General features: G+C 68.3%; 17 protein-coding genes. 9 read left to right on the top strand and 8 right to left on the bottom strand.

What is annotated here, in order from left to right:
* Nucleotides 1-186 precede the first annotated feature (186 nt).
* Entirely contained in the window at nucleotides 187-1650 is a 1464-nt protein-coding gene (locus tag BFE01S_RS01280; RefSeq protein ID WP_407668169.1) for a cryptochrome/photolyase family protein, read from the top strand.
* Between the two features lie 139 nt (nucleotides 1651-1789).
* Nucleotides 1790-2200 carry a response regulator gene (locus tag BFE01S_RS01285; RefSeq protein WP_028224029.1) on the top strand — a complete coding sequence of 137 codons (411 nt, stop codon included), beginning with the start codon at nucleotides 1790-1792 and terminating at the stop codon, nucleotides 2198-2200.
* Nucleotides 2201-2302: 102 nt separating this feature from the next.
* On the opposite strand, the gene BFE01S_RS36970 is transcribed toward BFE01S_RS01285, so the two are convergent.
* Both BFE01S_RS36970 and BFE01S_RS01295 read right to left on the bottom strand, forming a co-directional pair.
* Nucleotides 2303-2920, bottom strand: a complete 618-nt coding sequence (locus BFE01S_RS36970; protein ID WP_042336963.1) for a Fur family transcriptional regulator — start codon at nucleotides 2918-2920, stop codon at nucleotides 2303-2305.
* 110 nt (nucleotides 2921-3030) lie between these two features.
* Nucleotides 3031-3657 (bottom strand): glutathione S-transferase family protein, encoded by a 627-nt coding sequence (locus BFE01S_RS01295; protein WP_028224030.1) that lies wholly within the window; start codon nucleotides 3655-3657, stop codon nucleotides 3031-3033.
* Between the two features lie 166 nt (nucleotides 3658-3823).
* Between BFE01S_RS01295 and BFE01S_RS01300 the strand changes: the two genes are divergently transcribed.
* Nucleotides 3824-5545 (top strand): ATP-binding domain-containing protein, encoded by a 1722-nt coding sequence (locus BFE01S_RS01300; protein WP_028224031.1) that lies wholly within the window; start codon nucleotides 3824-3826, stop codon nucleotides 5543-5545.
* Here the strand turns inward: BFE01S_RS01300 and BFE01S_RS01305 are convergent.
* Complete coding sequence (locus BFE01S_RS01305; RefSeq protein ID WP_028224032.1) at nucleotides 5542-6489, bottom strand: phosphoribosyltransferase; 948 nt, start codon at nucleotides 6487-6489, stop codon at nucleotides 5542-5544. The two genes, BFE01S_RS01300 and BFE01S_RS01305, sit on opposite strands and share 4 nt — an antisense overlap.
* A gap of 219 nt (nucleotides 6490-6708) precedes the next feature.
* Between BFE01S_RS01305 and BFE01S_RS01310 the strand changes: the two genes are divergently transcribed.
* Both BFE01S_RS01310 and BFE01S_RS01315 read left to right on the top strand, forming a co-directional pair.
* Nucleotides 6709-7230, top strand: coding sequence for a molybdopterin-dependent oxidoreductase (locus BFE01S_RS01310; RefSeq protein ID WP_042336964.1), 522 nt, complete (start codon nucleotides 6709-6711; stop codon nucleotides 7228-7230).
* A 10-nt stretch (nucleotides 7231-7240) separates the two neighbouring features.
* Nucleotides 7241-9052 carry an ATP-binding response regulator gene (locus BFE01S_RS01315; protein ID WP_028224034.1) on the top strand — a complete coding sequence of 604 codons (1812 nt, stop codon included), beginning with the start codon at nucleotides 7241-7243 and terminating at the stop codon, nucleotides 9050-9052.
* A 48-nt stretch (nucleotides 9053-9100) separates the two neighbouring features.
* On the opposite strand, the gene BFE01S_RS01320 is transcribed toward BFE01S_RS01315, so the two are convergent.
* The gene (locus BFE01S_RS01320) at nucleotides 9101-9958 is read right to left on the bottom strand and encodes a helix-turn-helix domain-containing protein (RefSeq protein ID WP_028224035.1); all 858 of its coding nucleotides are present in this window, start codon (nucleotides 9956-9958) and stop codon (nucleotides 9101-9103) included.
* Nucleotides 9959-10276: 318 nt separating this feature from the next.
* Here BFE01S_RS01320 and BFE01S_RS01325 point away from each other — a divergent pair, with 318 nt between their 5' ends.
* Nucleotides 10277-10918, top strand: coding sequence for a C39 family peptidase (locus BFE01S_RS01325; RefSeq protein ID WP_028224036.1), 642 nt, complete (start codon nucleotides 10277-10279; stop codon nucleotides 10916-10918).
* A 6-nt stretch (nucleotides 10919-10924) separates the two neighbouring features.
* On the opposite strand, the gene BFE01S_RS01330 is transcribed toward BFE01S_RS01325, so the two are convergent.
* The gene (locus BFE01S_RS01330; protein ID WP_028224037.1) at nucleotides 10925-11881 is read right to left on the bottom strand and encodes a LysR family transcriptional regulator; all 957 of its coding nucleotides are present in this window, start codon (nucleotides 11879-11881) and stop codon (nucleotides 10925-10927) included.
* Nucleotides 11882-12112: 231 nt separating this feature from the next.
* Nucleotides 12113-13174 carry an NAD(P)-dependent alcohol dehydrogenase gene (locus BFE01S_RS01335; RefSeq protein WP_028224038.1) on the bottom strand — a complete coding sequence of 354 codons (1062 nt, stop codon included), beginning with the start codon at nucleotides 13172-13174 and terminating at the stop codon, nucleotides 12113-12115.
* 221 nt (nucleotides 13175-13395) lie between these two features.
* On the opposite strand from BFE01S_RS01335, the gene BFE01S_RS36975 reads away from it, so the two are divergent.
* A complete protein-coding gene (locus tag BFE01S_RS36975) occupies nucleotides 13396-14427 on the top strand; it encodes an AraC family transcriptional regulator (protein WP_084169422.1) in 1032 nt (343 codons plus the stop codon).
* A gap of 79 nt (nucleotides 14428-14506) precedes the next feature.
* The gene (locus BFE01S_RS01345; protein ID WP_028224039.1) at nucleotides 14507-15439 is read left to right on the top strand and encodes a 2-hydroxyacid dehydrogenase; all 933 of its coding nucleotides are present in this window, start codon (nucleotides 14507-14509) and stop codon (nucleotides 15437-15439) included.
* 90 nt (nucleotides 15440-15529) lie between these two features.
* Here the strand turns inward: BFE01S_RS01345 and BFE01S_RS01350 are convergent, their stop codons facing one another.
* Nucleotides 15530-16681, bottom strand: a complete 1152-nt coding sequence (locus tag BFE01S_RS01350) for a linear amide C-N hydrolase (RefSeq protein WP_084169424.1) — start codon at nucleotides 16679-16681, stop codon at nucleotides 15530-15532.
* Between the two features lie 308 nt (nucleotides 16682-16989).
* On the opposite strand from BFE01S_RS01350, the gene BFE01S_RS36980 reads away from it, so the two are divergent.
* The gene (locus BFE01S_RS36980) at nucleotides 16990-19023 is read left to right on the top strand and encodes an EAL domain-containing protein (RefSeq protein ID WP_084169426.1); all 2034 of its coding nucleotides are present in this window, start codon (nucleotides 16990-16992) and stop codon (nucleotides 19021-19023) included.
* Here the strand turns inward: BFE01S_RS36980 and BFE01S_RS36985 are convergent.
* Nucleotides 19020-20387 (bottom strand): MFS transporter, encoded by a 1368-nt coding sequence (locus tag BFE01S_RS36985; RefSeq protein WP_156966862.1) that lies wholly within the window; start codon nucleotides 20385-20387, stop codon nucleotides 19020-19022. The two genes, BFE01S_RS36980 and BFE01S_RS36985, sit on opposite strands and share 4 nt — an antisense overlap.
* Between the last annotated feature and the right edge of the window lie 34 nt (nucleotides 20388-20421).

Genomic DNA, 20421 nt, shown 5'->3' on the forward strand with positions numbered 1-20421 from the left:
GTTGCAGCAGGGCGCCCGCGTTGCCGCGCCGCCCACCGATTCCGCGCCCGCCGTGCGGCTATCGACCGCGCGTCACCGGCCCATGCTACGCTGCGTCCCCGATGGCGTGACCCATCCCGGGCGGCGCCGCGTTTTCGTTTCCGGTCGAGGTTGGGTCTGTCTCCGTCATCGTCGAAGTCTGCTCCCGTGATCGTCTGGTTTCGCGACGATCTGCGGCTCGCCGACCATCCCGCGCTTGCGCACGCGGCCGCTACCGGCCAGCCGCTGATCTGCGCCTATATCCACGATCCGCACGCCGCGGGCGAGCGCGCACCGGGCGGCGCCGCGCGCTGGTGGCTGCACGTGTCGCTGCAGGCGCTCGAAGCCGCGCTTGCGGCGCGCGGCGGCCGGCTCGCGCTGTTCGAAGGCGACGCCGCCTCCGTGCTTCCCGCGCTCGTGGAGTCCACCGGCGCGCGGGCCGTGTACTGGAACCGCCGCTACGGCGCGGCCGAGCGCGAAACCGACGGCGCGATCAAGGCCGATCTGCGCGGGCGGGGCATCGAGGTCGAAAGCTACAACGGGCTGCTTCTCAACGAGCCCTGGACGGTGCTCAACCAGTCGGGGCAGCCCTTCCAGGTTTTTACCGCGTATTGGCGCGCGTGCCGGCTGAAGGGCGATCCGCCCACGCCGATGGGCGAGCCGGAGCGGATGATTTTTCAACGGCTACCGGCAGCGGCGGTCAAACACGCGGTCAAGCTCGACGATCTGGGCCTGGCGCCACGCGCGCCCGACTGGTCGGCGGGGCTGCGCGCGGCGTGGCCGGCGGGCGAAGAGGCCGCACTCGCGCGCCTTGCCGATTTCCTCGCCGACCACCTCGACCCCTACGCCGACGAGCGCGACATGCCGGCCGAACCCGCCACGAGCCGTCTTTCGCCGTATCTGAGCGTGGGGGCCATTTCGCCGCGCCAGGTGTGGACCGCGCTGCGGGCGGCCGAACACGGCAAGCCGTCGGCGCGCCGCTCGGCCGCGGCGGAAAAGTTTGCCGGCGAGCTGGGCTGGCGCGAATTCAGCCATTACCAGCGCTTCCATTTCGCGGATCTCGCCACCCGCAACCTGCGCCCCGCATTCGACGCCATGCCCTGGCGCACCGACCCCGCAGGCCTCAGGGCCTGGCAGCGCGGCCTGACCGGCTACCCCCTCGTCGATGCCGGCATGCGCGAACTTTGGCACACGGGCTGGATGCACAACCGGGTGCGCATGGTGGTGGCGTCGTTCGTCGCGAAGCATCTGCTGCTCGACTGGCGCGAGGGCGAGCGCTGGTTCTGGGACACCCTCGTCGATGCCGATCCGGCCAGCAATCCCGCCAACTGGCAGTGGGTGGCGGGGTCGGGCGTGGATGCGGCACCGTATTTCCGCATCTTCAATCCGGTTTTGCAGGGCCGGAAATTCGATCCGCGCGGCGCCTACGTGCGGCAATGGGTGCCCGAGCTGGCCGGCTTGTCCGATGCGCTGATCCACGAGCCCTGGAAGGCTTCGCCGCGACAACTTGAAGCGGCCGGTGTGAAGCTCGGGAACGACTATCCGCATCCCGTCGTCGAACACGAGCTTGCCCGCCAGCGCGCGCTCGAAGCCTTTGCAAAAACCGGTAAACGGAAGACGCAGGAAGGTTGAGGCGAGGGTGGGGGAGAACACGTCCTGCGGCAGGCAGCGGCATTAAACTTGCGCAGTGAGTGCGGCCCGCGACGGCCCTTCGCGCCTGGCGCGGCGTGCTTCACGAACGAAGACGGACAGAAAGATTCAAGCTTAGACAATGAACGCAGTACACAAACTCGACCGGGCGACCATCGTCCTCGTCGAAGACGATCCGCAAAGCCGGGCGTCGCTCACCTCGCTGCTGGAGTCGGAGGGCGCGCACGTCGTGGCGGTGGAAGACGCCGAAGCCGGCGTCGAAGCTGTGCTCGAACTGCTGCCCGATGCGGTGGTCTGCGATCTGGACCTGCCGTGCATGGACGGCTTCTACCTCATTCAGCGTCTGCGCGACCACGAGATACGCGGGGATCACGCCCCCGCCGTCGCGGTGGCATTGACCGGGCACACCGACGAAAGCTGGCGCCTGCGCAGTATCGGCGAAGGGTTCCAGCATTTCATGACGAAGCCGGCCCAGCCCGAGGTGCTCGTGACCTTGTTGCGGGACGCGATCGACGCGAGGCAGTCGCTGTAGACGGTGGGCGAGATCGGTCCGGGTCAGTCCGGGTGAGAGGCGCCGTGCCTTGCAGGGCCGGATCGGCGTGTCCGCTCGGCTCGCCCGCTCCGGCCGGCCGCTTCAGGAAGTCGCAGCCGTTTTCGCGGAGGCGGAGGCGTCGGCGTTCGCCGCTCCGGCCGGCTGGGCGGCCTGGCTGGCCTGGCTAGCCTGGCATTGCGCGCAAATACCCTTCAATTCGATGCCGTCGCCTTCGAGGCGGTATCCCGCCGCTTCGATCTGCGAGACGAGCGCCTGGCGCAGCTTGGGCTCGTGCAGTTCCGTCACGTTGCCGCACTGCTGGCAGACCACGAGTATCCCGTGCTGGCATTGCGTGAGGTCGTGGCACACCGCGAACGCGTTGATCGACTCGATGCGGTGAATGAGGCCGGCCGACAGCAGGAAGTCGAGCGCCCGGTAGACGGTAGGCGGCGCCGATCCGGGGTGGATCTGGCGCATTTCGTCGAGCAGCGAATACGCCTTGGTGGCGCGGCCCGAGGCCAGCAGCAACTCCAGCACCTTGCGGCGGATCGGCGTGAGCTTCTCGCCGCGTTCGCGGCAATAGACTTCCGCCATCGCGAGCGCGGCCTCGAGGGAGGCGGGCTGTACGCCGCCCGCGCCGCCGTGGGCGTGCGCGTGATCGTCGCCACTGTGCTCGTGATGGTGGCCGTGGTCGTGCGGGGCCGGTTTTGCTGTCTTCATAAAGCGATTATACGGGGCGCGCCGAACCCGCGCCCGGGCCGGCCTTGGGCTACGGTTGGGCCGGTTTTGCGCCGTGGGTGGACCGTGCCCGGCCCATCCACGGGGCGCAATCAGGTCAGCGGCACTCCGACGTACTTGCGGAAGCCCTCGCGCTGCGCGATGCGCTGATACCAGCGTTCGAGGTTCGGCAGCGCCGGACGCTCGATGCCTTCGAGGCCGAACCAGCGGTGCGCGAACGAGCCGATCACGATATCGGCCAGCGAGAAACGCTCGTTTTCGAGGAAGAAACGCCCTTGCAGATGGCGGTCGAGCAGCTTCCACAGCGTGGCGACCTGATCGAGGTCGTCGGCGACCCTGGCCATGTCGCGCTTTTCCGCCGGCGTGCGCACGAGCGCCTGGAAGAGCGGGCGTTCGGCGGGCGCGAGCGTGCTGATCGACCAGTCGAGCCAGCGCTCGATCAGCGCGCGCACCCGGGGCTCGGCGGGATAGAGCAGGCTCGACGAGCCGTATTCCATGGCGAGATAGCGCAGGATCGAATTCGATTCCCACAGCACGAAATTGCCGTCGACGAGAGTCGGCACCCGGCCGTTGGGGTTCAGCGCGAGGAATTCCGGTTCGTTGACGCGGCCGAACTGCAGGCCCGCGTCGATGCGCTGGAACGGCACCACGAGTTCGTCGCAGCACCACAGGACTTTCTGGACGTTTACCGAATTGGGGCGTCCCCAGATCGTGATCATCTGGTGCACTCTCCTTGACTCTTGAAGGGATTGAAAACGCAGCGGCTGCGCAGGCCGAAACGATACACGATCCGGCGCGTTCCCTGCCGGAAGATATTGCGCGGGGCCGCTATGCCGGCGCGACACGCCCTAGAATAGCCGCAGAAAACCGCAGCGAGGATCGCTCATGGCCCGCATCGTCCCGGATAACTGGCAGCATCTCGAAGCCGTTGGCGCCGCCGCGCGCGAACGCGAAACGCTGGCGCTCCTCGAGCGCGGCTTGCCGGCAGGCTACACGGTCTATCACGGCGTGCACTGGACGCGCCTTTCCGAAGGCTTTTCCGTGTTCGGCGAGGTCGATTTCGTGATCGTGAGCCCGGCGGGGCGCGTGATGATCGTCGAGCAGAAAACGGGCTTTCTGCGCGAGACACCGGCGGGGCTCGTGAAGGCGCATCTGCAGACCGAACGCAACGTGGCCGTGACGCTCGCGCGCACGGTCGAGGGGCTGCATCGGCGCTTTACCGCCGCGTTCGGCGCGGGCACCTACTGGCTCGAAGAACTGCTGTACTGCCCCGACCACGTCGTGCGCAATCCGGCGATTGCGGGCGTGAATCCGGCCCGCATCGTCGATGCGGCGCGCAAGTCGCAACTCGTCGCCATCGTGCTCGAAGCGCTGCCCGCCGACGAGGCGCGTCTGCCGTGCGCCGCGAAAATCCACCACTTCCTCGCCGACGAGCTGTCGCTCGCGCCCGACGCCAGCGCGCTGGTCGGCGCCGCGGGCACGCTCGTCACGCGGCTCGCGGGCGGCCTGGCCGCCTGGGCGCGCCGGCTCGAATTCGCGCCGTTCCGGCTGCGCGTGATCGGTACGGCAGGCTCGGGCAAGACGCAGCTTGCGGTGCAGGTCATGAAAGACGCCGTGGCGCGCGGCCAGCGCACGCTCTACGTGTGCTTCAACCGGCCGCTGGCGGACCATATCGCGAAGGTCGCGCCCGAAGGCGCGAAGGTGGCGAACTATCACCAGCTTTGCGACTGGGTGGCGCGCGATGGCGGGCATCTGCCCGATTTCGAAGGCCGGAACGTGTTCGATGAACTGGAGCGGCGCTTCGCGCAGGCGCCCATCGACGCGCGCTGGCAGTTCGACGCGGTGATCGTGGACGAAGGGCAGGATTTTCAGCAGGCGTGGGTGACGGCGCTCGAACGGCTGCTGGCGCCGGGGGCGGCGTGGTGGTGGCTCGAAGACCCGCTGCAGAATCTTTATGTGCGCGAGCCGGTGGCGCTGCCCGGCTGGACCGTGTTGCGCGAGAGCACCAACTACCGCAGCCCGCGCGACATCCTGGCGTTTCTGCGCGAGGCCGCGGGGCCGGCCGCGCCCGCCATAGCCGAGCTTGCGGCGGGCAGTCCGTTCGACGGTTCGGAGGTCGCGCTTTCGACCTGGGACGAGCGGGCGGGCGCCGGGGCGGCCGAGTCGTCGGCGGAGCCGGCCGCCGGGGTGTCCGCGGGGCTGTCGTTTGAATCGCCCGTGGCCGCCGCCACCAAGCGCGCGATCACCCAGGCGCTGGCGCTCGGCTTTCGCAAGCAGGACATCGTCGTGCTGTCGTTTCGCGGGCGCGAGCATTCGCAGCTCACGGCGCTCGACCACCTGGGCCCGCACCGTCTGCGCAGCTTCACGGGGCAATACGATTTGTTCGGCAATCCTCAGTATCGCGAGGGCGACGTGCTGCTCGACTCGGTGTATCGCTTCAAGGGGCAGTCCGCGCCGTGCGTGATTCTCACCGAGGTGGACTTCGAAGCCTTCGACGAGCGGGCGGCGCGCAAGCTGTTTGTCGGCGCGACGCGCGCGACGATGAAGCTGATCGTGGTGGCGTCGCAGCGCGCGGCGGGGATGCTCGGGGAAACCGCGCGAGCCTAGCTCCAGGCCGAAGCCCCGATCAGCGTTCCGGTGCGCGTATGCGCGTTCCACCAGATCACGCGCAAGAGCGGCGCCTGCTGCGCAATGAAAATCGCCTGCACCGGGTCGCTTTCGATGAAATGCGTGACGCCGCAGCGAATCGCCGCGGCCGCCTTGTGCGCCGCGGCGCCCGAAGGCGTGTCGTCGTGCTCGTGGGCCGCGCGCATCACGAGTTCCAGGTGCCCGAAGCCATGGCGCGCGAGCCAGTCCCGCGTCCGCAAACGGTCCATCTCGGGCCGCCCCGTGATGATGGCCCGCGTGCGCTTCAGGTCGATGCCGGGAATGCGCTCGAACGGCAGCAGCGCGTCGCGCTCGGCGAGCGCTTCTTCCAGATTCTCGTCGTAGCGCGCGAGCGGCAGGTCGGGCAGCAGCACGCCGTCGAGGTCGATGGCGTACACCGCGTATTCGTGGTCGTCCGCCATCAGCGTGCCTTCCTTTGTGCCGTCGCGGGTCCAGTCGGCGCGATAGCGGTCGGTGTAGGCCTGGCGCTCCCACGGGAACAGCGCGAAATAGCCGCTCGCGTCGATCGAGTAATCGGGGCGCAGGCGCGAGAGGTCGTCGTAGGCGCCCGTGAGCGTGCGCACCACGAGGCCATGCTCGCTCAGGAAGGCAATGCAATCCACGAGCGTGTTGCCGCGCCCCGCGATGTCCTCGCACAGCAGGACTTTCGAGCCGGGCTCCGGCAGTGGCAGCGTGGAGTCCCAGCGGACTTCGCGGGTCGCGCGGTCGTAGCGCAGGAAGGCGACGCTCGCGCCGGTCGCGTGCGAGACCATCAGCGCGAGTGGCGCGCCGCCGCGCAGAATGCCGATCACGGCGGCGAACGCCTCCGCCACGAGGAGCGGCTGCAGCGATTCGACCCAGTGATCGAGTTGTTCGTAGGTGAGCGGCACGACGGGTTTGTTCATCTCTTCTTTGAAAGCGGAAATAGCGGCGCAAAAATGGCCGGGCCGCGCCCGTGGCGCAGCCGCGACGGCTATTGTCGGTTCAATGTTTGACGATATTATGCCTATGCTCGCGCGGGCCTGCTGCCGCGCCGGGCGGCGCGGGCGCACGACGCCCGCGCGGCAAACAAAAAACCATCCAGTTAGCCGATGAATAAGCGCATCACCGTGCGCGCAAGGGGAATGAAAGTCATGTGGGGACCTGTAGGCTGGCGGCGTCATGCCGCCGCAGTGGTGCTGGCCGCCGGCGCGGCCGCCGCGCATGCCGCGCCGGCTGTGCCGCTCGCGCTCGATATCGACGGCGAAGTGCACGTGACGAACAATACCGCGCATACGTCGTATCACTTCAGCGAGGCGCAACTGCTCAAGCTGCCCACGCACGCGATTTCCACCTCCACCACCTGGACGCCGCGCTCCACCTTCACGGGGCCGCTCCTCTCCGACGTGCTCAAGGCCGTGGGCGCCTACGGCAGCGAGATCGAGATCCACGCGCTCGACGACTACACCGTTACCGTGCCGGTGGCCGACGCCGGGCGCTATGGCGCGGTGCTCGCCTACGCGATGAACGGCAAGCGCCTGCAGGTCAGCAACTTCGGCCCGCTGTTCCTGATCTATCCGCGCGACGCGTATCCGCTGGAGCTCGACGGCTCCGCGGGCGACGCCAAGTTCGCCTGGCAGATCAAGTCGATGACCATCAAACCATGAGCGGGGCGTGATGCGTCGTCCGCTGCGACGGTTCGTGCAGGTGCTGGTCTGGATCGTCGCGCTCGCGCCGCCGGTCGCGGCCGTCGGCTATCTGCTGTACGCGAACCTGCTCGATCCGCGCGTGGTTCAGCGCCTCACGGGCAGCTACGACGGCCTGTACTGGGATGCCGCGCAACTGCAGATCGCCTACGCGCGCTTCGAAACCCAGCTCATGCTCTATGCCGACGGCGTGGACAGCGATCTGGAAACCGTGCGGCTGCGCTACGCGGTGCTGCAATCCAAGCTGAACGTCATGAACGGTTCGACGCTCACCTTGAACGGCATGCCCGCGCTCATGCAACGCCAGCAGCGCGATCTGGCCGTGCTGGAGGCGGCGATCGCGCCGTTCGACGCCCAGCTCGATGCCCTGGCGGGGGCGCCCTCGCGCGCCGTGCCGATGGCGAACGTGCTGCGCGAGCATTGGGCCGAGGTCACGGACCTCTCGCTGAACCGCCGCTACGCCGATATCACCGAGCGCGAAGACATTCGCCGCGACTTCATCGACAAGCGTCGCGAGCTGTTTGCGGCGGCTATCGTGCTGATCGCGCTGTTTGCGGCGGCGGCCGTGCTGCTCGTGATGAACGGCTACCGGCGCACGCGTCTCCTGAGGCAGCAGCGCGCGGCGCTCGAGGCCGAGGCCCAGGCGAGCCGCGCCGCGCGCGAGGCGAGCATGGCGAAGGACGCGTTCCTCGGCATGATCAGCCACGAGTTGCGCACGCCGCTTCATGCCATCGTTTCGTCGATCGAACTGCTCGGCCTGAATACGCATACCGAGGCGGACCGCAAGGTGATCCTGCGGCTGGAGACGGCCGCGCGCCAGCTCGAAACGCAGATGAAGGACCTGACCGACTACGCGCGTCTCGGCGCCGGCAAGCTCGATTTGCGCGAGGAACAGTTCGATCCGCGCGAATTGCTGCAGTCGATTGCCGACCAGAACGAAGCCGCGGCGCACGCCCGCTCGCTGGCGTTCGAGCACGCGTGGCGCGGGCCCGCGCAGCCGATCGTGTCGGACCCGCACCGCATTCGCCAGATCGCCAACAATCTCGTCACCAATGCGATTCGTTATACCGCGCGCGGCAAGGTGCGCATCGAATTCGCGCTCGCCGGGCGTTCCCTTTCGATTGCGGTGAGCGACACGGGGCCGGGCGTGCCGCCCGAGCAGATTCCGCTCATCTTCAAGGAATTCACGCAGCTCGACGCATCGCGCTCGCGCCGCTACGAGGGCGCGGGGATGGGGCTTGCCATCGTGCGGGGGCTCGTGGATCTGTTCGGCGGGACCATCGAAACGGACAGCCGCGTGGGCGAGGGCACGACCTTCACCGTGACGGTGCCGGTCGTGCCGGTGGCGGTGCCGGCCGCCGGCGGGCTCGCGCGCGCGGGCGATGGCGCGCCCGGCCGGCCGCGCGTGCTGGTGGTGGACGACAATCCGCTCGTGCGCGAGTCGCTCTGCGAAATGGCGGCGCATATGGGCTATGCGGCGCTCGATGCCGAGGATGCCGACAGCGCGCTCGCGCTGGTGGCCACCCAGCCCTGCGACGTGGTGCTGCTCGACCTGCACATGCCGGGCCGCGACGGCTACGCGTTCCTCGCCGGGCTCGACGCGGGCGCGCTCACCGGCGTGCGGCCCCAGGTCATCGCGGTCAGCGCGGACGTGGCCGCGCTCACGGCAGGCGGCAACGTGAGCCCGTTCTTCGAATATCTGACCAAGCCCGTGCACTACGAAGAGCTGCGCGGCGCGCTGCAGCGCGCGCTGGCCGCGCCGCGCGCAACGGGCACGCGCTAGGCATGCAACGGGCGCGCGCGAGGCGCGCGGCACCGGCCGCCCCGCCGCTCAGCCTCGATTGAGCCGCTTGGAGAGATCGGCGACGAGGATCGCCATGCGCGCCGGTTTCTCATAGCACGCCACGTTGTAGTGGCGCACCACCTCGCTGATCTCCGACTCGCTCGCCTTGCCGGTGAGCAGTTCGCCCGTCAGCACGAAGATCGGCGCATCGGGGTTTTCGGAGGCGCGCACGCGGCGGATCGCGTCGGCGGCGGTCTGGCTGCCGAACAGCCAGTCGATCACCACGCCGTCGAACACCTGGTGGTCCAGCGCTTCCTCGAAGGCCGCGATGCCGTACAGCGCCTGGGCCGCGTAGCCGCTGTGCTCCAGGTAGTCGCGCAGGTTGTCGGCGGAGGCGCGGTCGTCGTCCACCACGGCGATCAGCGGCTTGTCGGCTTCCGCGCGGCGCGGGTAGATCTCGATCTTGTGGACTTCGCGCGCGTTCTGGTAGAAGAGCGAGGCTTCCGGGCGCACCACACGCCACTGCCCCTGTTTTTCGTACGCGACGAATTCGGGGCGGCTGCCCGCTTCGAGCGGCACGCCGATCCAGGCGGTGCAGGGCAGCTCGGCCGCGCTCACGCACAGGAGCGCTTCCTGGGCGCTCGCGCCCACCATGCCGGGGTCGAGCAGCTGCGCGCCGAAAAGCTGGCCCGCGGGCTCGTCGAACGCCTGCGCCACCTTCTTGATTTGCGCGAGTGTCCAGGGGCTGTTGCCGCGCAGTTTGCGGTGCCCCTGGGAGAAGCTCAGATTGAGGATCCGGCAAAGTTCGGTTGTCTGCTGGCGCTTGCCGATGCCGTGGCGGCTCATCAGCTCGCGCACGCGCTCCGCAACCGTGACCGAGTCGGGTGAGTGTCCTGCGTTCGACATGCCTTGGGAGAAGCGTGGATTCAGTTTCTGGCTAGTTATATGGTGTGTTGCCTGGCGTTGCCCTGGGGTCTCCGTGGCGGTATTACCGGCCGCATGCAACTGAATAATATTCTAAACGCATAAATTACCGATGTTCGTGCTTTTTTGTAAGACAATTTTGGGGGCGGAAACGTTTGGCTTTCAGAATAGCCGCCTGAGTTGTTGCGGCGAATCTGTCTCGCTGCGAAGATCAGGGTTTTCCCGGTTCTCCTTTTTTCCCTTTTGCGCGTGCCGGCATCTGCCGTCCGGTTCGAGACGCAAGGGGCACGCCCGACACCTTTGAACCTGCTCAAGAACACATCGACCCTGCGGCACCATGGTGTGCCGTATTACAGCCAGTGGGGCAGCCCGGACTGGGTGGCGCGCATTGCCGAGGAAGGCGCCGACCCGTGCGGCGACCCGCAATGGCGCCGCAGCGGTTTCGCCGCGCCCGAGGACTACCGTTTCTGGGCGAAACGCCTGTGCGGTCTCGCCTGCCTCGAATCGGCGCTCGACTATTGGGGGATTGCGCGCGGCACGCGCGCCGAACTGCTCGAAGCCGCCTTGCGGCACGGCGCGTATCGCGTGAGGGAAGATGGCGGCGTGGACGGGCTCATTTACCGTCCGTTCGCCGGCTGGGTGGAGGCGGAATTCGGCGTGCGCGTGGAGGTGATGACCGACGAGCCGATCGAGGCGACTGCCGCGCGGCTGGCGGCCGACACCCTCGCGATCGTTTCGGTGAGTCCCGAGATTCGCCGCCCCGAGCGGCCCAACGCGCGCCAGGGCGGCCATCTGATCTTGCTGCACGGGCGCGGCGAGGGCGGCGTGTGGTTTCACAACCCTTCGGGTGTCGCGCCTTATCAGGCCGATGCCTGGCTATCCTGCGAAGCCTTCGCGCGTTTTCATGCGCGGCGGGGCATGGCGCTCACACGCCCCGCCTGAGCGCCATTACGCGTACTGCAGGCCGCCCAGCAACTGGCGCACCCGCGAGAGATCGCGGTTCATCGGCCCCGCGCCTTCGAACAGTTCGGCGAGCCAGTCCACGAACACGCGCACGCGCGGCGACACCTGGCGCGTCTTCACATAGGCCACCGAAACCGGCGTGGGCAGCGGCTTCCACTGAGGCAGCACCTCCACGAGTGCGCCGCCGTCCAGATACGGCTGGGCGGCGAGCCGCGGCGGCTGCACGAGACCGAGGCCCTGCAACCCGCAGGTGAGATACGCGAGGTCGTCGCTCACGTGGACGAAGCCGTCCACTTTCACCTTCGTCGCCGAGCCGTCCACTTCGAAGTCGAATTCGAGCGGTCGCCCCGTGAGCGGCGAAAGAAAGTTCACCACCTGATGCCCGGCGAGCTCGTCGAGCGAGCCGGGCGCGCCGCGCCGCGCGAGGTACGCGGGGCTCGCGCACGTCACGTGTTCGAGCACGCCGAGGCGCCGCGCGGCGAGCCCCGAGTCGGGCAGCTCGCCCAACTGGATGCTGCAATCCACGCCTTCGCCGACGAGATCGACGTTGCGCAGGCTCACGCCGATCACGAGGTCGATCTGCGGATAGCGCGCGTGGAAGTCGTCGAGCGCGGGCAGCACGATGGCATTGGCGATGAGGCCCGGCATCTCCACGCGCAGGCGGCCCGTCACGCCGCCGGGCGTTTGCCGCACGCTGGCCTCGGCTTCGTCGATGTCGGCGAGTATCTGGGCGGCGCGTTCGTAATAGGCGGCGCCCTCGGGCGTGAGCGAGAGACGCCGCGTGGTGCGCACGAGCAACTGGGTGCCGAGCAGCGCTTCGAGGTTTTGCAGGATCGTGGTCGCGCTGGCGCGCGGCATGTCGAGCGACTGTGCGGCTTTCGTGAAACTGTTGGTGTCAACGATGCGAACGAAGGTGCGCATCGCCTGGATACGGTCGATCACGGGCAAGCTCCTGTCTTGGGTACTGACTGAGAGATCCGCAGTGCTGCGAGAAAGCGGTGAGCCGCGAAGCCCGGCAAGCGGGTCGCGGTGCCGGCGTCTGCGGGGGGGCGCGCGGCGGTTGAAAGGGGGCGGGCGCAGGTGCAACGCTTACGCGTTGCGCGGGCGGAATGCGGAAGGCGGGCGGGCCGTCAGGAACCGACGGCCCGGCGGGTGTCGGGCGGTGTCGGTGACTTAACGGGCTGCTGCGCGCAGCGAATCGAGATCGATCACGAAGCGGTATTTCACGTCGCTCTTGAGCATGCGCTCGTAAGCGTCGTTGATCTCCTGCATCCGGATCATTTCGATGTCCGACGTAATGCCGTGCTGCCCGCAGAAGTCCAGCATCTCCTGCGTTTCCGCGATCCCGCCGATCAGCGAGCCCGCCAGACGCCGCCGCTTGAAAATCAGGTTGAACACCTGCGGCGACGGGTGATCGTGTTCGGGCGCGCCCACCAGCACCATCGTGCCGTCGCGCCGCAAGAGTTCGATGAACGGGTTCAGGTCGTGCTGCGCGGCCACGGTGTTCACGATCAGGTCGAAGCTGTTCGCGTGCGCCTTCATCTGCTCCGGGTCCTTCGAGATCACGACCTCGTCGGCGCCCAGCCGTTTGCCGTCCTCGACCTTCGAAGGCGACGTGGTGAAGAGCACGACGTGCGCGCCCATGGCATGGGCCAGCTTCACGCCCATGTGGCCGAGGCCGCCCAGACCCACCACGCCCACCTTCTTGCCGGGCCCCGCGCCCCACGTGCGCAGCGGCGAGTAAGTGGTGATGCCCGCGCAGAGCAACGGCGCGGCGCCGGCCGGGTCGAGGTTGTCGGGCACGCGCAGCACGAAGGCTTCGTCGACCACGAGCTGCGTCGAATAGCCGCCGCAGGTCACGTCGCCGCTCACGCGGTCCACGCCGTTATAGGTGGCGACGAAACCGTTCTCGCAATACTGTTCGAGGTCTTCGGCGCAGCTTGCGCAGGTGCGGCACGAATCGACGAGGCAGCCCACGCCGACGAGCTGGCCCGGCTTGAAACGCGTGACGCCCGGCCCCACCTCGGCCACACGCCCGACGATTTCGTGGCCCGGCACGACGGGGTACATCGTGTTGCGCCATTCGTCGCGGGCCTGATGCAGGTCGGAGTGGCAGACGCCGCAGTACGCCACGTCGATGCGCACGTCGTGTTCGCGCAGGTCGCGGCGCTGGAACTCGATCGGCGCGAGCGGCGTGCGCGCATCTCGGGCGGCATAACCGTAAGTCGGGTACATGTTCACTCCTGTTGGTGCATATAGCGGTACATGGGGATCGTGCGTGCGGTGCCGGGTGTGACGGCAGGGTTCCCATGCTAAGGATCGCGCCCCACCCAGGGAATACCTGAATCTATCGAAGACTTGCCTGATTCTCCTGGTGGTCGGCGCGCCAGCGGGAACGGTGATAGATTTCAAGCCTGTTCCTCTGCTACGCCTTTGCATTAGGGGCGCATACGACAATGGCACACGTCCTTGAAACCGCCGCGCCGGCCGGCGGCGAGGCCCGCGAACGGGCCGAAAGCCCGCCCGAAAACCGCGTTGAAGACCGCGCCGACGATTACACGCAGCGGCGCACCGTCGAGCTCCTCACCCGGCTCACGCACCGCGACGGCCCCAATCCCTCCGCCATCGACTGCGTGTCGTTCATGCGTGCGAGCGTGGCGCGTCCGCGCACGCCGGTCATGTACGAGCCCAGCATCTTCATCGTGTGCCAGGGGCGCAAGCGCGGCTTTCTGGGCGACCAGGTGTTCGTGTACGACGCGCAGCAGTACCTCGTGCTCTCGGTGCCGCTGCCGTTCGAGTGCGAAACCGAGGCGAGCCCGGACAAGCCGCTGCTCGGCATTTCGATCCGCGTCGATCTCACCATGGTGGCGGAACTGCTGATGGCGCTGAACGAGTCGCGCGGCAATGCGATTTCGGAGCCGCGCGGCATCTACGCCACGCAGCTCGACGCCACGCTCTCCAACGCGGTGCTGCGCCTGCTCGAAGCGCTCGCCGCGCCGTGCGACGGCCGCATCCTCGGTCCCTCGATCGTGCGCGAGATTCTTTATCGCGTGCTGACCGGCGTGCAGGGCGACGCGATACGCGCGGCGCTTGCGCATCAGCATCACTTCGGGCGCATTGCGAAGGCGCTGCGCCGCATTCATGCGGATTACTGCGGCGCGCTCGACGTCGATACGCTTGCGAGCGAGGCGGGCATGAGCCTCGCGGTGTTTCATGCGCACTTCAAGGCCGTGACTTCGACTTCGCCGATGCAGTATGTGAAGACCACGCGGCTGCATCATGCGCGCCTGCTCATCGCGCACGACGGGCTCAGCGTGAGCGCGGCGGCCACGCGCGTGGGCTACGAGAGCGCCTCGCAGTTCAGCCGCGAGTTCAAGCGCCTCTTCGGCCTGAGCCCCGCCGACGAGATGCGCCGCTCGCGTGGCGAGACGGCCGCGCCGGCGCCGCGCGCGAATCCGCCTGCGCCGCGCTACGTGACTGCCGTGTGATGGCGGCGTGACACTGTCACGCTCTTACGCCGCAGTCGTGATGACCCGATCGTTTCCGAACGCCATGGACGACGCAACGATGAAGCCGTGCCTGCTGATCCTGATTCCGCTCGTGGAAAGCGACCTTGCGACGCTCGAGCCGCAATTCGATGCGATCTACGCGCCCGATGCCGCCTCGCGTGCGCGGGCGGTGGCCGAGCACGGCGGCGCGGTGCGCGCCGTGCTGACGAACGGCACGACCGGTCTCACGGCGGAAGAAATCGACCGCATGCCCGCACTCGAATTCGCGGGCGCGCTAGGGGCGGGCTACGAGAACATTGCCGCGGATCATGCCCGCGCGCGCGGCATCGCGCTGTGCAACGGCGCGGGCGTGAACGCCGCCTGCGTGGCCGATCACGCGCTCGCGCTGCTGCTCGCGGCCGTGCGCAACGTGCCGCAGTTCGACGCGGCCTGCCGGGCCGGCGTGTGGCGCGACGCGCTGCCGATGCGGCCAACGGTCTCGGGCCGCAAGCTCGGGATCGTGGGGTACGGGCACATCGGCGCGCAGATCGCGCGCCGCGCCGCGGGATTCGACATGGAAGTGGGCTATCACAACCGTCGCCCGCGCGAAGGCGTGGCGGCCCGCTACTTCGATACGCCGGTCGCGCTTGCACAGTGGAGCGACTTTCTGGTGGTCGCGACGCCGGGCGGCGAGGGCACGCACCATCTGGTCGATCGCGCGGTGCTCGATGCGCTCGGCCCGCAAGGATTCCTCGTGAACATTTCGCGCGGCAGCGTGGTCGACACGGCCGCGCTGGCCGAAGCGCTCGCGGCGCAGCGGCTGGGCGGCGCGGGGCTCGACGTCTACGAGGGCGAGCCGCATCCGCCGCAGGCGCTGCTGCCGCTCGACAACGTGGTGCTGACGCCGCACACCGCCGGCACGTCGCCCGACGTGCGCGTGGCGACGGTGCGCAACTTTCTCGCCAACGCGGCACGCCACTTTGCGGGCGAGCCGCTTCTTACGCCGATCTAAACGCCGAGCTGAGCGCCGATCCGAGCCGCGGCCCGCGTGACCCGCGTGACCCGGCCACGGCGGCAGTCGCCAGCCGTGGCCGCTTTCCGCTCACGGCGCCGGCGCGGGCATGAAGCGGAACGAGGGCGTGGCCACGAAATCGCCCGCCACTTCACCCGAATAGACCTGCCCGCCATCCATCGCGAGTTTCATGACCGGTGCGCCCGGTTGCAGGTCGAGCTTGTGCAGCGACACCCAGAAGGTGTTGGGGCGCGTGGCGGAATCGAAGTAATAGACAAGGTCCGTCTGGTCGGCCACGGTGCGCCAGAGCGTGGAGGAAAGGTTCGGTTGCGTGGGCGAGCTGATGCCGAGCGGCACGCTCACGGCGCGCATCACGCCCATGACGCTCGCCACGGCCTGCCACGCATAGGACTGCTGCGGCACGGCCGTAATGTAGTTCGGATCGACCTGCTTCGGAACGGCATCCATCAGGAACGAGGCGCGCACGAAGCGGTCGGCCGCGCGGTTCGTGCCCGGCAGGAAGCTCAGGCCGCCTATGCCGCGCCAGTAGGTGTCGAGCGCGAGCTGCTCGCTGTAGATGGGCGAGTTCGTCATGATGCGGTAGGCCTTGCTGTGGTGGATCACGAGCTTGCCGTCGAGATATTCGAGGATCGCCGAATCGCCGCCCGGGTCGGAGAGCGAGAGGTGGATCGTGATCGGTTTGCCGTTGGGCAGCGGCGGCGCGATGATCTGGAAGGGTTCCTTGGCGAGCGCGTCCACGGCTTCCGAGACGGTGGCGAAGTTGTCGAGCACGTACTGGGCCCACAGGCTGATCGAGAGCGGCGGGCGCCCCGAGTCGGGCTTGCCGTAGTCGGTTTCCGCGAGATAGAGCGCATTGGCGTCGAGGCCGCGTTCGTTCATGCCGTCCACGCTGCCGATGTCGTAGCCCGATACCACCACACTGCCGTATTTCGAGCGCCAGCGCGGCGAGCGGGGGCCCGCGTTGCCGTTGCGCTCGATGCCCGCGGGGAACACCCAGAGGTTCGAGTGCATGTCCTCCGACCAGTCCATCGAGCGGCCGGTGACGACGAGACCGTTATCGCCCACATAGAGCGCGCGCGTGCAGGCGAGGGCGAGCGACGTGGCGGCCAGGGCGAGCGCGGCGGCGAGCAGGGTGGCGGCGAAGCGCAGCAGCGTGCGCGCCGGGTTGCGCGAGCCGTTGTGCGATGGCGTGTGACGCGGGTGGCGGCGGGTGCGGTGCATGGAGCGCTCCTCGTTCGGGACCGGCCAATCATGACATAGGGAACGCTACCCCGGCGCGACGGCGGCCGGCTCCCGCCCGTTCCCACCCGTTCCCGCCCGGCATCCGGACCCGGCGCCACCGGCCGCCAGGCGCCGGGCCGGAGGGGCTACGTCCGCCAGCCCACGCTTCGCGCAGGAAAACGGGGCGCCCGGCCTGGGCCATGCCTTATCATTTCGTCTGCGTTGTATCACAGCGGTAAGGAACACGCGCTAACGGAGCGCTTGCCTGCCAGCCAGGGCCCGTCGGGTCCGAAGACCGGGTTTCAGGAATGCAAACATTGATCGAGGCTTTGCATCGCTATGCAGCCCTCGTGGTGAACCAGTTCTACGAGGAACTGGCGCGCCTGCCCAAGTCCCGGCGCATCCTCGAAATGCTGTCGGCAGACGAGCTCGCCCATCTCAAGTCCAGGCAGGTCCAGAATCTCCTCGCGCTCGCGAGCCCCGGGCTCACCACGCACAGCCATGCGGACATGGCGCAGCGCATCGGCCGCATCCACGCGATCGTGGGCCTCGACAAGGAAGAACTGGCGCGTAGCCGCGGCATCCTGCAGGAACTGCTCTACAAGCTGATCGGCACGCAGGTGAGCGGCCACGCGCTCTCGCTCTATGCGCGCCGCCTCACCTCGGATCTCGCCTGGCAGCTCAAGGCGTATCAGGACGTACAGGACTCCATGCAGGACGTTTTGCAGCGCGTGACGCGCCTCGTGTGGGAGGCCGACGGCTATATCGACTTCATCGGCCAGTTGATCAAGACCCTCGCGAGCCACGACGCAATCGCGGGCTGCGCCATCGGGCGGCCCGACGAATCCGGCATCTTTCACTTCGAGGCGGCCACGGGCGGCAAGGCGCCTGCCCGGCTCGTCGAGGTGCTCGCGCAGGAGCGCCACGTCATCAGCGTGCGCGCCGATCATCCGCACGGGCAGGGCGACATTGGGCGCGCCTGGCGCAGCGGCAAGCCCGAGCGCGTGGTCAATTACCAGACCGACCCGCTCGTCGCGCCGTGGCGCGAACTCGCACAAAGCGAAGGTCTGCGTTCCTGCGTGGCGATCCCGCTGGCCGCGCCGGGCCAGCCGCCCATCGCCATTCTCGTGCTCTACAGCGCGTTTCCGGGCGGATTCATCGGGCCGCACCAGGTGGCGTTCGTCGAACTGCTGCAGACGCTCCTGGGCTGCGCCGCCATGCGCCTGAAGACCCACGACGGCATCGGCGCGGCGGTGCCCGTGGGCGTGCGCCAGCATTGGGCGGCGCTCGTGCGCACGGACGGGCTGGAGATGCACTATCAGCCGCTCCTGAATCTGCGCACGTGGGCGGTCACGAAGGTCGAGGCGCTTGCGCGGCTGCGCGACGGCGATCGCCTGCTCAATCCCGATGAATTTCTCGGCGCGCTCGCCTCCGACGATCTGCTCGCGCTCTACGCGCGCGGCGTCGACGAAGCCCTGGCCGACCGCCGCCGCTGGCTGCCCGAAGGGCTCGACCTCGACATCTCGATCAACCTGCCGCCCGCGGCGCTCAACGACATCCGCTACTTCGAGGCGACGCGCGAAGCGCTGGCCGCGCACGCGTGCCCGCCCGCCCGGCTCACGCTGGAAGTTCTGGAGAACGAATCGTTGTCGCTCAACCAGGGACAACTGGCGATTCTCACGCGCTTTCGCGAACTGGGCGTGCTGCTGGCCGAAGACGACCTCGGGTCCGGCCATAGCGGGCTTGCGCGGCTGCGCGAACTGCCGTTCGACTGGATCAAGATCGACCAGGCGATCGCGCATATCGGCAGCGACGGCGGCGACGCCGCGCTCGACGTGCTGCGCTTCATCTATCAGTTGACGCGCCTCGGCCATGCGCTGGGCAAGCTCGTGCTGGCGGAGGGGATCGACACGCTCGACCTGCTGCGCGCACTGGCCATTCTGGGCGTGGACGGCGCCCAGGGCTACGCGATTGCGAAGCCCATGGAGGCCAGCCGCCTGCGCGCGTGGATGGCGCAGCGGCCGTCGTGCCCCCCCGAGCCGCCGGGGGAAAGCCTGCTCGCGCGTCTCGCACGCTTCGTGATCTGGGAGGAGCGCATTACGCTCGTGGCGGCGGTGCCGGGTGCGCGCGCGCGGCTTGCGGGCCATACGGCTGGGGTTGGCGAGGATGCGCTCGCTGCCTCGCTGGCCGCGTTCGACGGGATTCTGCCGCCCGGCGAGCCGTACCGCGCGTTGCAGCGCAAGCTGCTCGAAGCGCTTCTGGGCGAAGGGCGCAGCAGCGAAACGTACCGCGAGGCGGTCCAGGAAATGCTGGCCGCCATGACGCGCGCCCTCGCGGCCTAGCGCGGTATCGCCGCTTTTGACTCGGGCAGCACAGCGGCCAGATCGGTCGGCATCGACGAGATCTGCCGGCGCTGCAACACCGCGATACACACGAGCGAAATGCCCGCGAGCCCGCTGTAGAAGAGCGCGAGCGGCCACCACTGGCCGGGAAAATCGTGCGCGAGCAGCGTGCCGACGAGCGGCGTGAGGCCGCCTGCGAGCGCCGCGCAGCACTGGTACGAGAGGGAGATCGCCGAATAGCGCACGCGCACCGGGAACGCGTTCGTCATGAAGCCGGCCATCACGGCGTACGAGCTCGACATGCACATCACGGCAATGGCGATGCCGGCCACGATGGCGGCCGGCCGCCCCGTGGAAACGAGCACGAACATCGGATAGGGCGAGAGCATGGCGAGCGCCGCCGCGGCCACGAGAAAGCGCCCGCTGCCCACGCGCTGCGCGAACCAGCCCGAGGCCAGTTGCGTGAACAACTGAATGAACGCTACGACGAAGAGGCAATCGAGGATCAGCGCGCGATCGAGGCCGAGCGTTTGCGTCGTGTAGTTGAGCATGAACGTGTTGACGAACCACGCGCCGGCCACGCCGATCACGTTTGCGCCGAGACACAGCAGCACGGTTCGCCAGGCATCGCGGAATACCTCGGCGATGGGCAGCGCGGCCGTGCGGCGCTGCGATTTCAGCGCTTCGAACTCGGGCGATTCGCGCACGCCCGAACGGATCAGCAGGCCCACCACGAGCAGCACGGCACTGGCGAGGAACGGCAGGCGCCAGCCCCAGGCGAGGAGCGCGTCGTGGTCGAGATGGGCCACGCTGCGAAACGCGAGCAGGGCGAGGATGAGGCCCGCGGGACTGCCAAGTTGTGCGAACGAAGCGAGAAACGTGCGCTTTTCGCGCGGCGCGTGCTCGCCGGCCATGAGCACCGCCCCGCCCCATTCGCCGCCGATGGCGATGCCCTGCGCGACGCGCAGCAGCACGAGCAGCGCGGGCGCGAGCGCACCGGCACTGGCGTAGGTGGGCAAAAAGCCGATGCCCACGGTGCCGATGCCCATGATGGAGAGCGTGGCGACGAGCGCTTTCTTGCGGCCGATCCGGTCGCCCAGGTGGCCGAACACGAGACCGCCCACGGGGCGCGCGAAGAAGCCCACCGCGAAGGTGCCGAACGAGGCCAGGGTGCTGTAGAACGGCTCGTTCGACGGGAAGAACAGCTTGCCGAAGATGAGCGCGGAGGCCGTGGCGTAGATGTAAAAGTCGTACCACTCGATCGTGGTGCCGACGAAGGCGGCGAGCGAAGCGCGCGCCGGCTGGCGCTGCGGTTTGTGCTCCGGTTGGTACTCCGGTTGGTAGCGAGTCATCGTTGTCTCCATTTGACGCTGCGGGTGAAGCCGGCTTGGGCCGGTC

The sequence above is a fragment of the Paraburkholderia ferrariae NBRC 106233 genome (assembly GCF_000685035.1).
Taxonomy (GTDB): Bacteria; Pseudomonadota; Gammaproteobacteria; order Burkholderiales; family Burkholderiaceae; genus Paraburkholderia; species Paraburkholderia ferrariae.

Excerpts from the sequence above, each read along its gene's own strand:
- BFE01S_RS01285 (WP_028224029.1), top strand. The coding sequence starts at position 1,790 with ATGAACGCAGTACACAAACTCGACCGGGCGACCATCGTCCTCGTCGAA.
- BFE01S_RS36970 (WP_042336963.1), bottom strand. The coding sequence starts at position 2,920 with ATGAAGACAGCAAAACCGGCCCCGCACGACCACGGCCACCATCACGAG.
- BFE01S_RS01295 (WP_028224030.1), bottom strand. The coding sequence starts at position 3,657 with ATGATCACGATCTGGGGACGCCCCAATTCGGTAAACGTCCAGAAAGTC.
- BFE01S_RS01300 (WP_028224031.1), top strand. The coding sequence starts at position 3,824 with ATGGCCCGCATCGTCCCGGATAACTGGCAGCATCTCGAAGCCGTTGGC.
- BFE01S_RS01305 (WP_028224032.1), bottom strand. The coding sequence starts at position 6,489 with ATGAACAAACCCGTCGTGCCGCTCACCTACGAACAACTCGATCACTGG.
- BFE01S_RS01310 (WP_042336964.1), top strand. The coding sequence starts at position 6,709 with ATGAAAGTCATGTGGGGACCTGTAGGCTGGCGGCGTCATGCCGCCGCA.
- BFE01S_RS01315 (WP_028224034.1), top strand. The coding sequence starts at position 7,241 with ATGCGTCGTCCGCTGCGACGGTTCGTGCAGGTGCTGGTCTGGATCGTC.
- BFE01S_RS01320 (WP_028224035.1), bottom strand. The coding sequence starts at position 9,958 with ATGTCGAACGCAGGACACTCACCCGACTCGGTCACGGTTGCGGAGCGC.
- BFE01S_RS01335 (WP_028224038.1), bottom strand. The coding sequence starts at position 13,174 with ATGTACCCGACTTACGGTTATGCCGCCCGAGATGCGCGCACGCCGCTC.
- BFE01S_RS36975 (WP_084169422.1), top strand. The coding sequence starts at position 13,396 with ATGGCACACGTCCTTGAAACCGCCGCGCCGGCCGGCGGCGAGGCCCGC.
- BFE01S_RS01345 (WP_028224039.1), top strand. The coding sequence starts at position 14,507 with ATGAAGCCGTGCCTGCTGATCCTGATTCCGCTCGTGGAAAGCGACCTT.
- BFE01S_RS01350 (WP_084169424.1), bottom strand. The coding sequence starts at position 16,681 with ATGCACCGCACCCGCCGCCACCCGCGTCACACGCCATCGCACAACGGC.
- BFE01S_RS36980 (WP_084169426.1), top strand. The coding sequence starts at position 16,990 with ATGCAAACATTGATCGAGGCTTTGCATCGCTATGCAGCCCTCGTGGTG.
- BFE01S_RS36985 (WP_156966862.1), bottom strand. The coding sequence starts at position 20,387 with ATGGAGACAACGATGACTCGCTACCAACCGGAGTACCAACCGGAGCAC.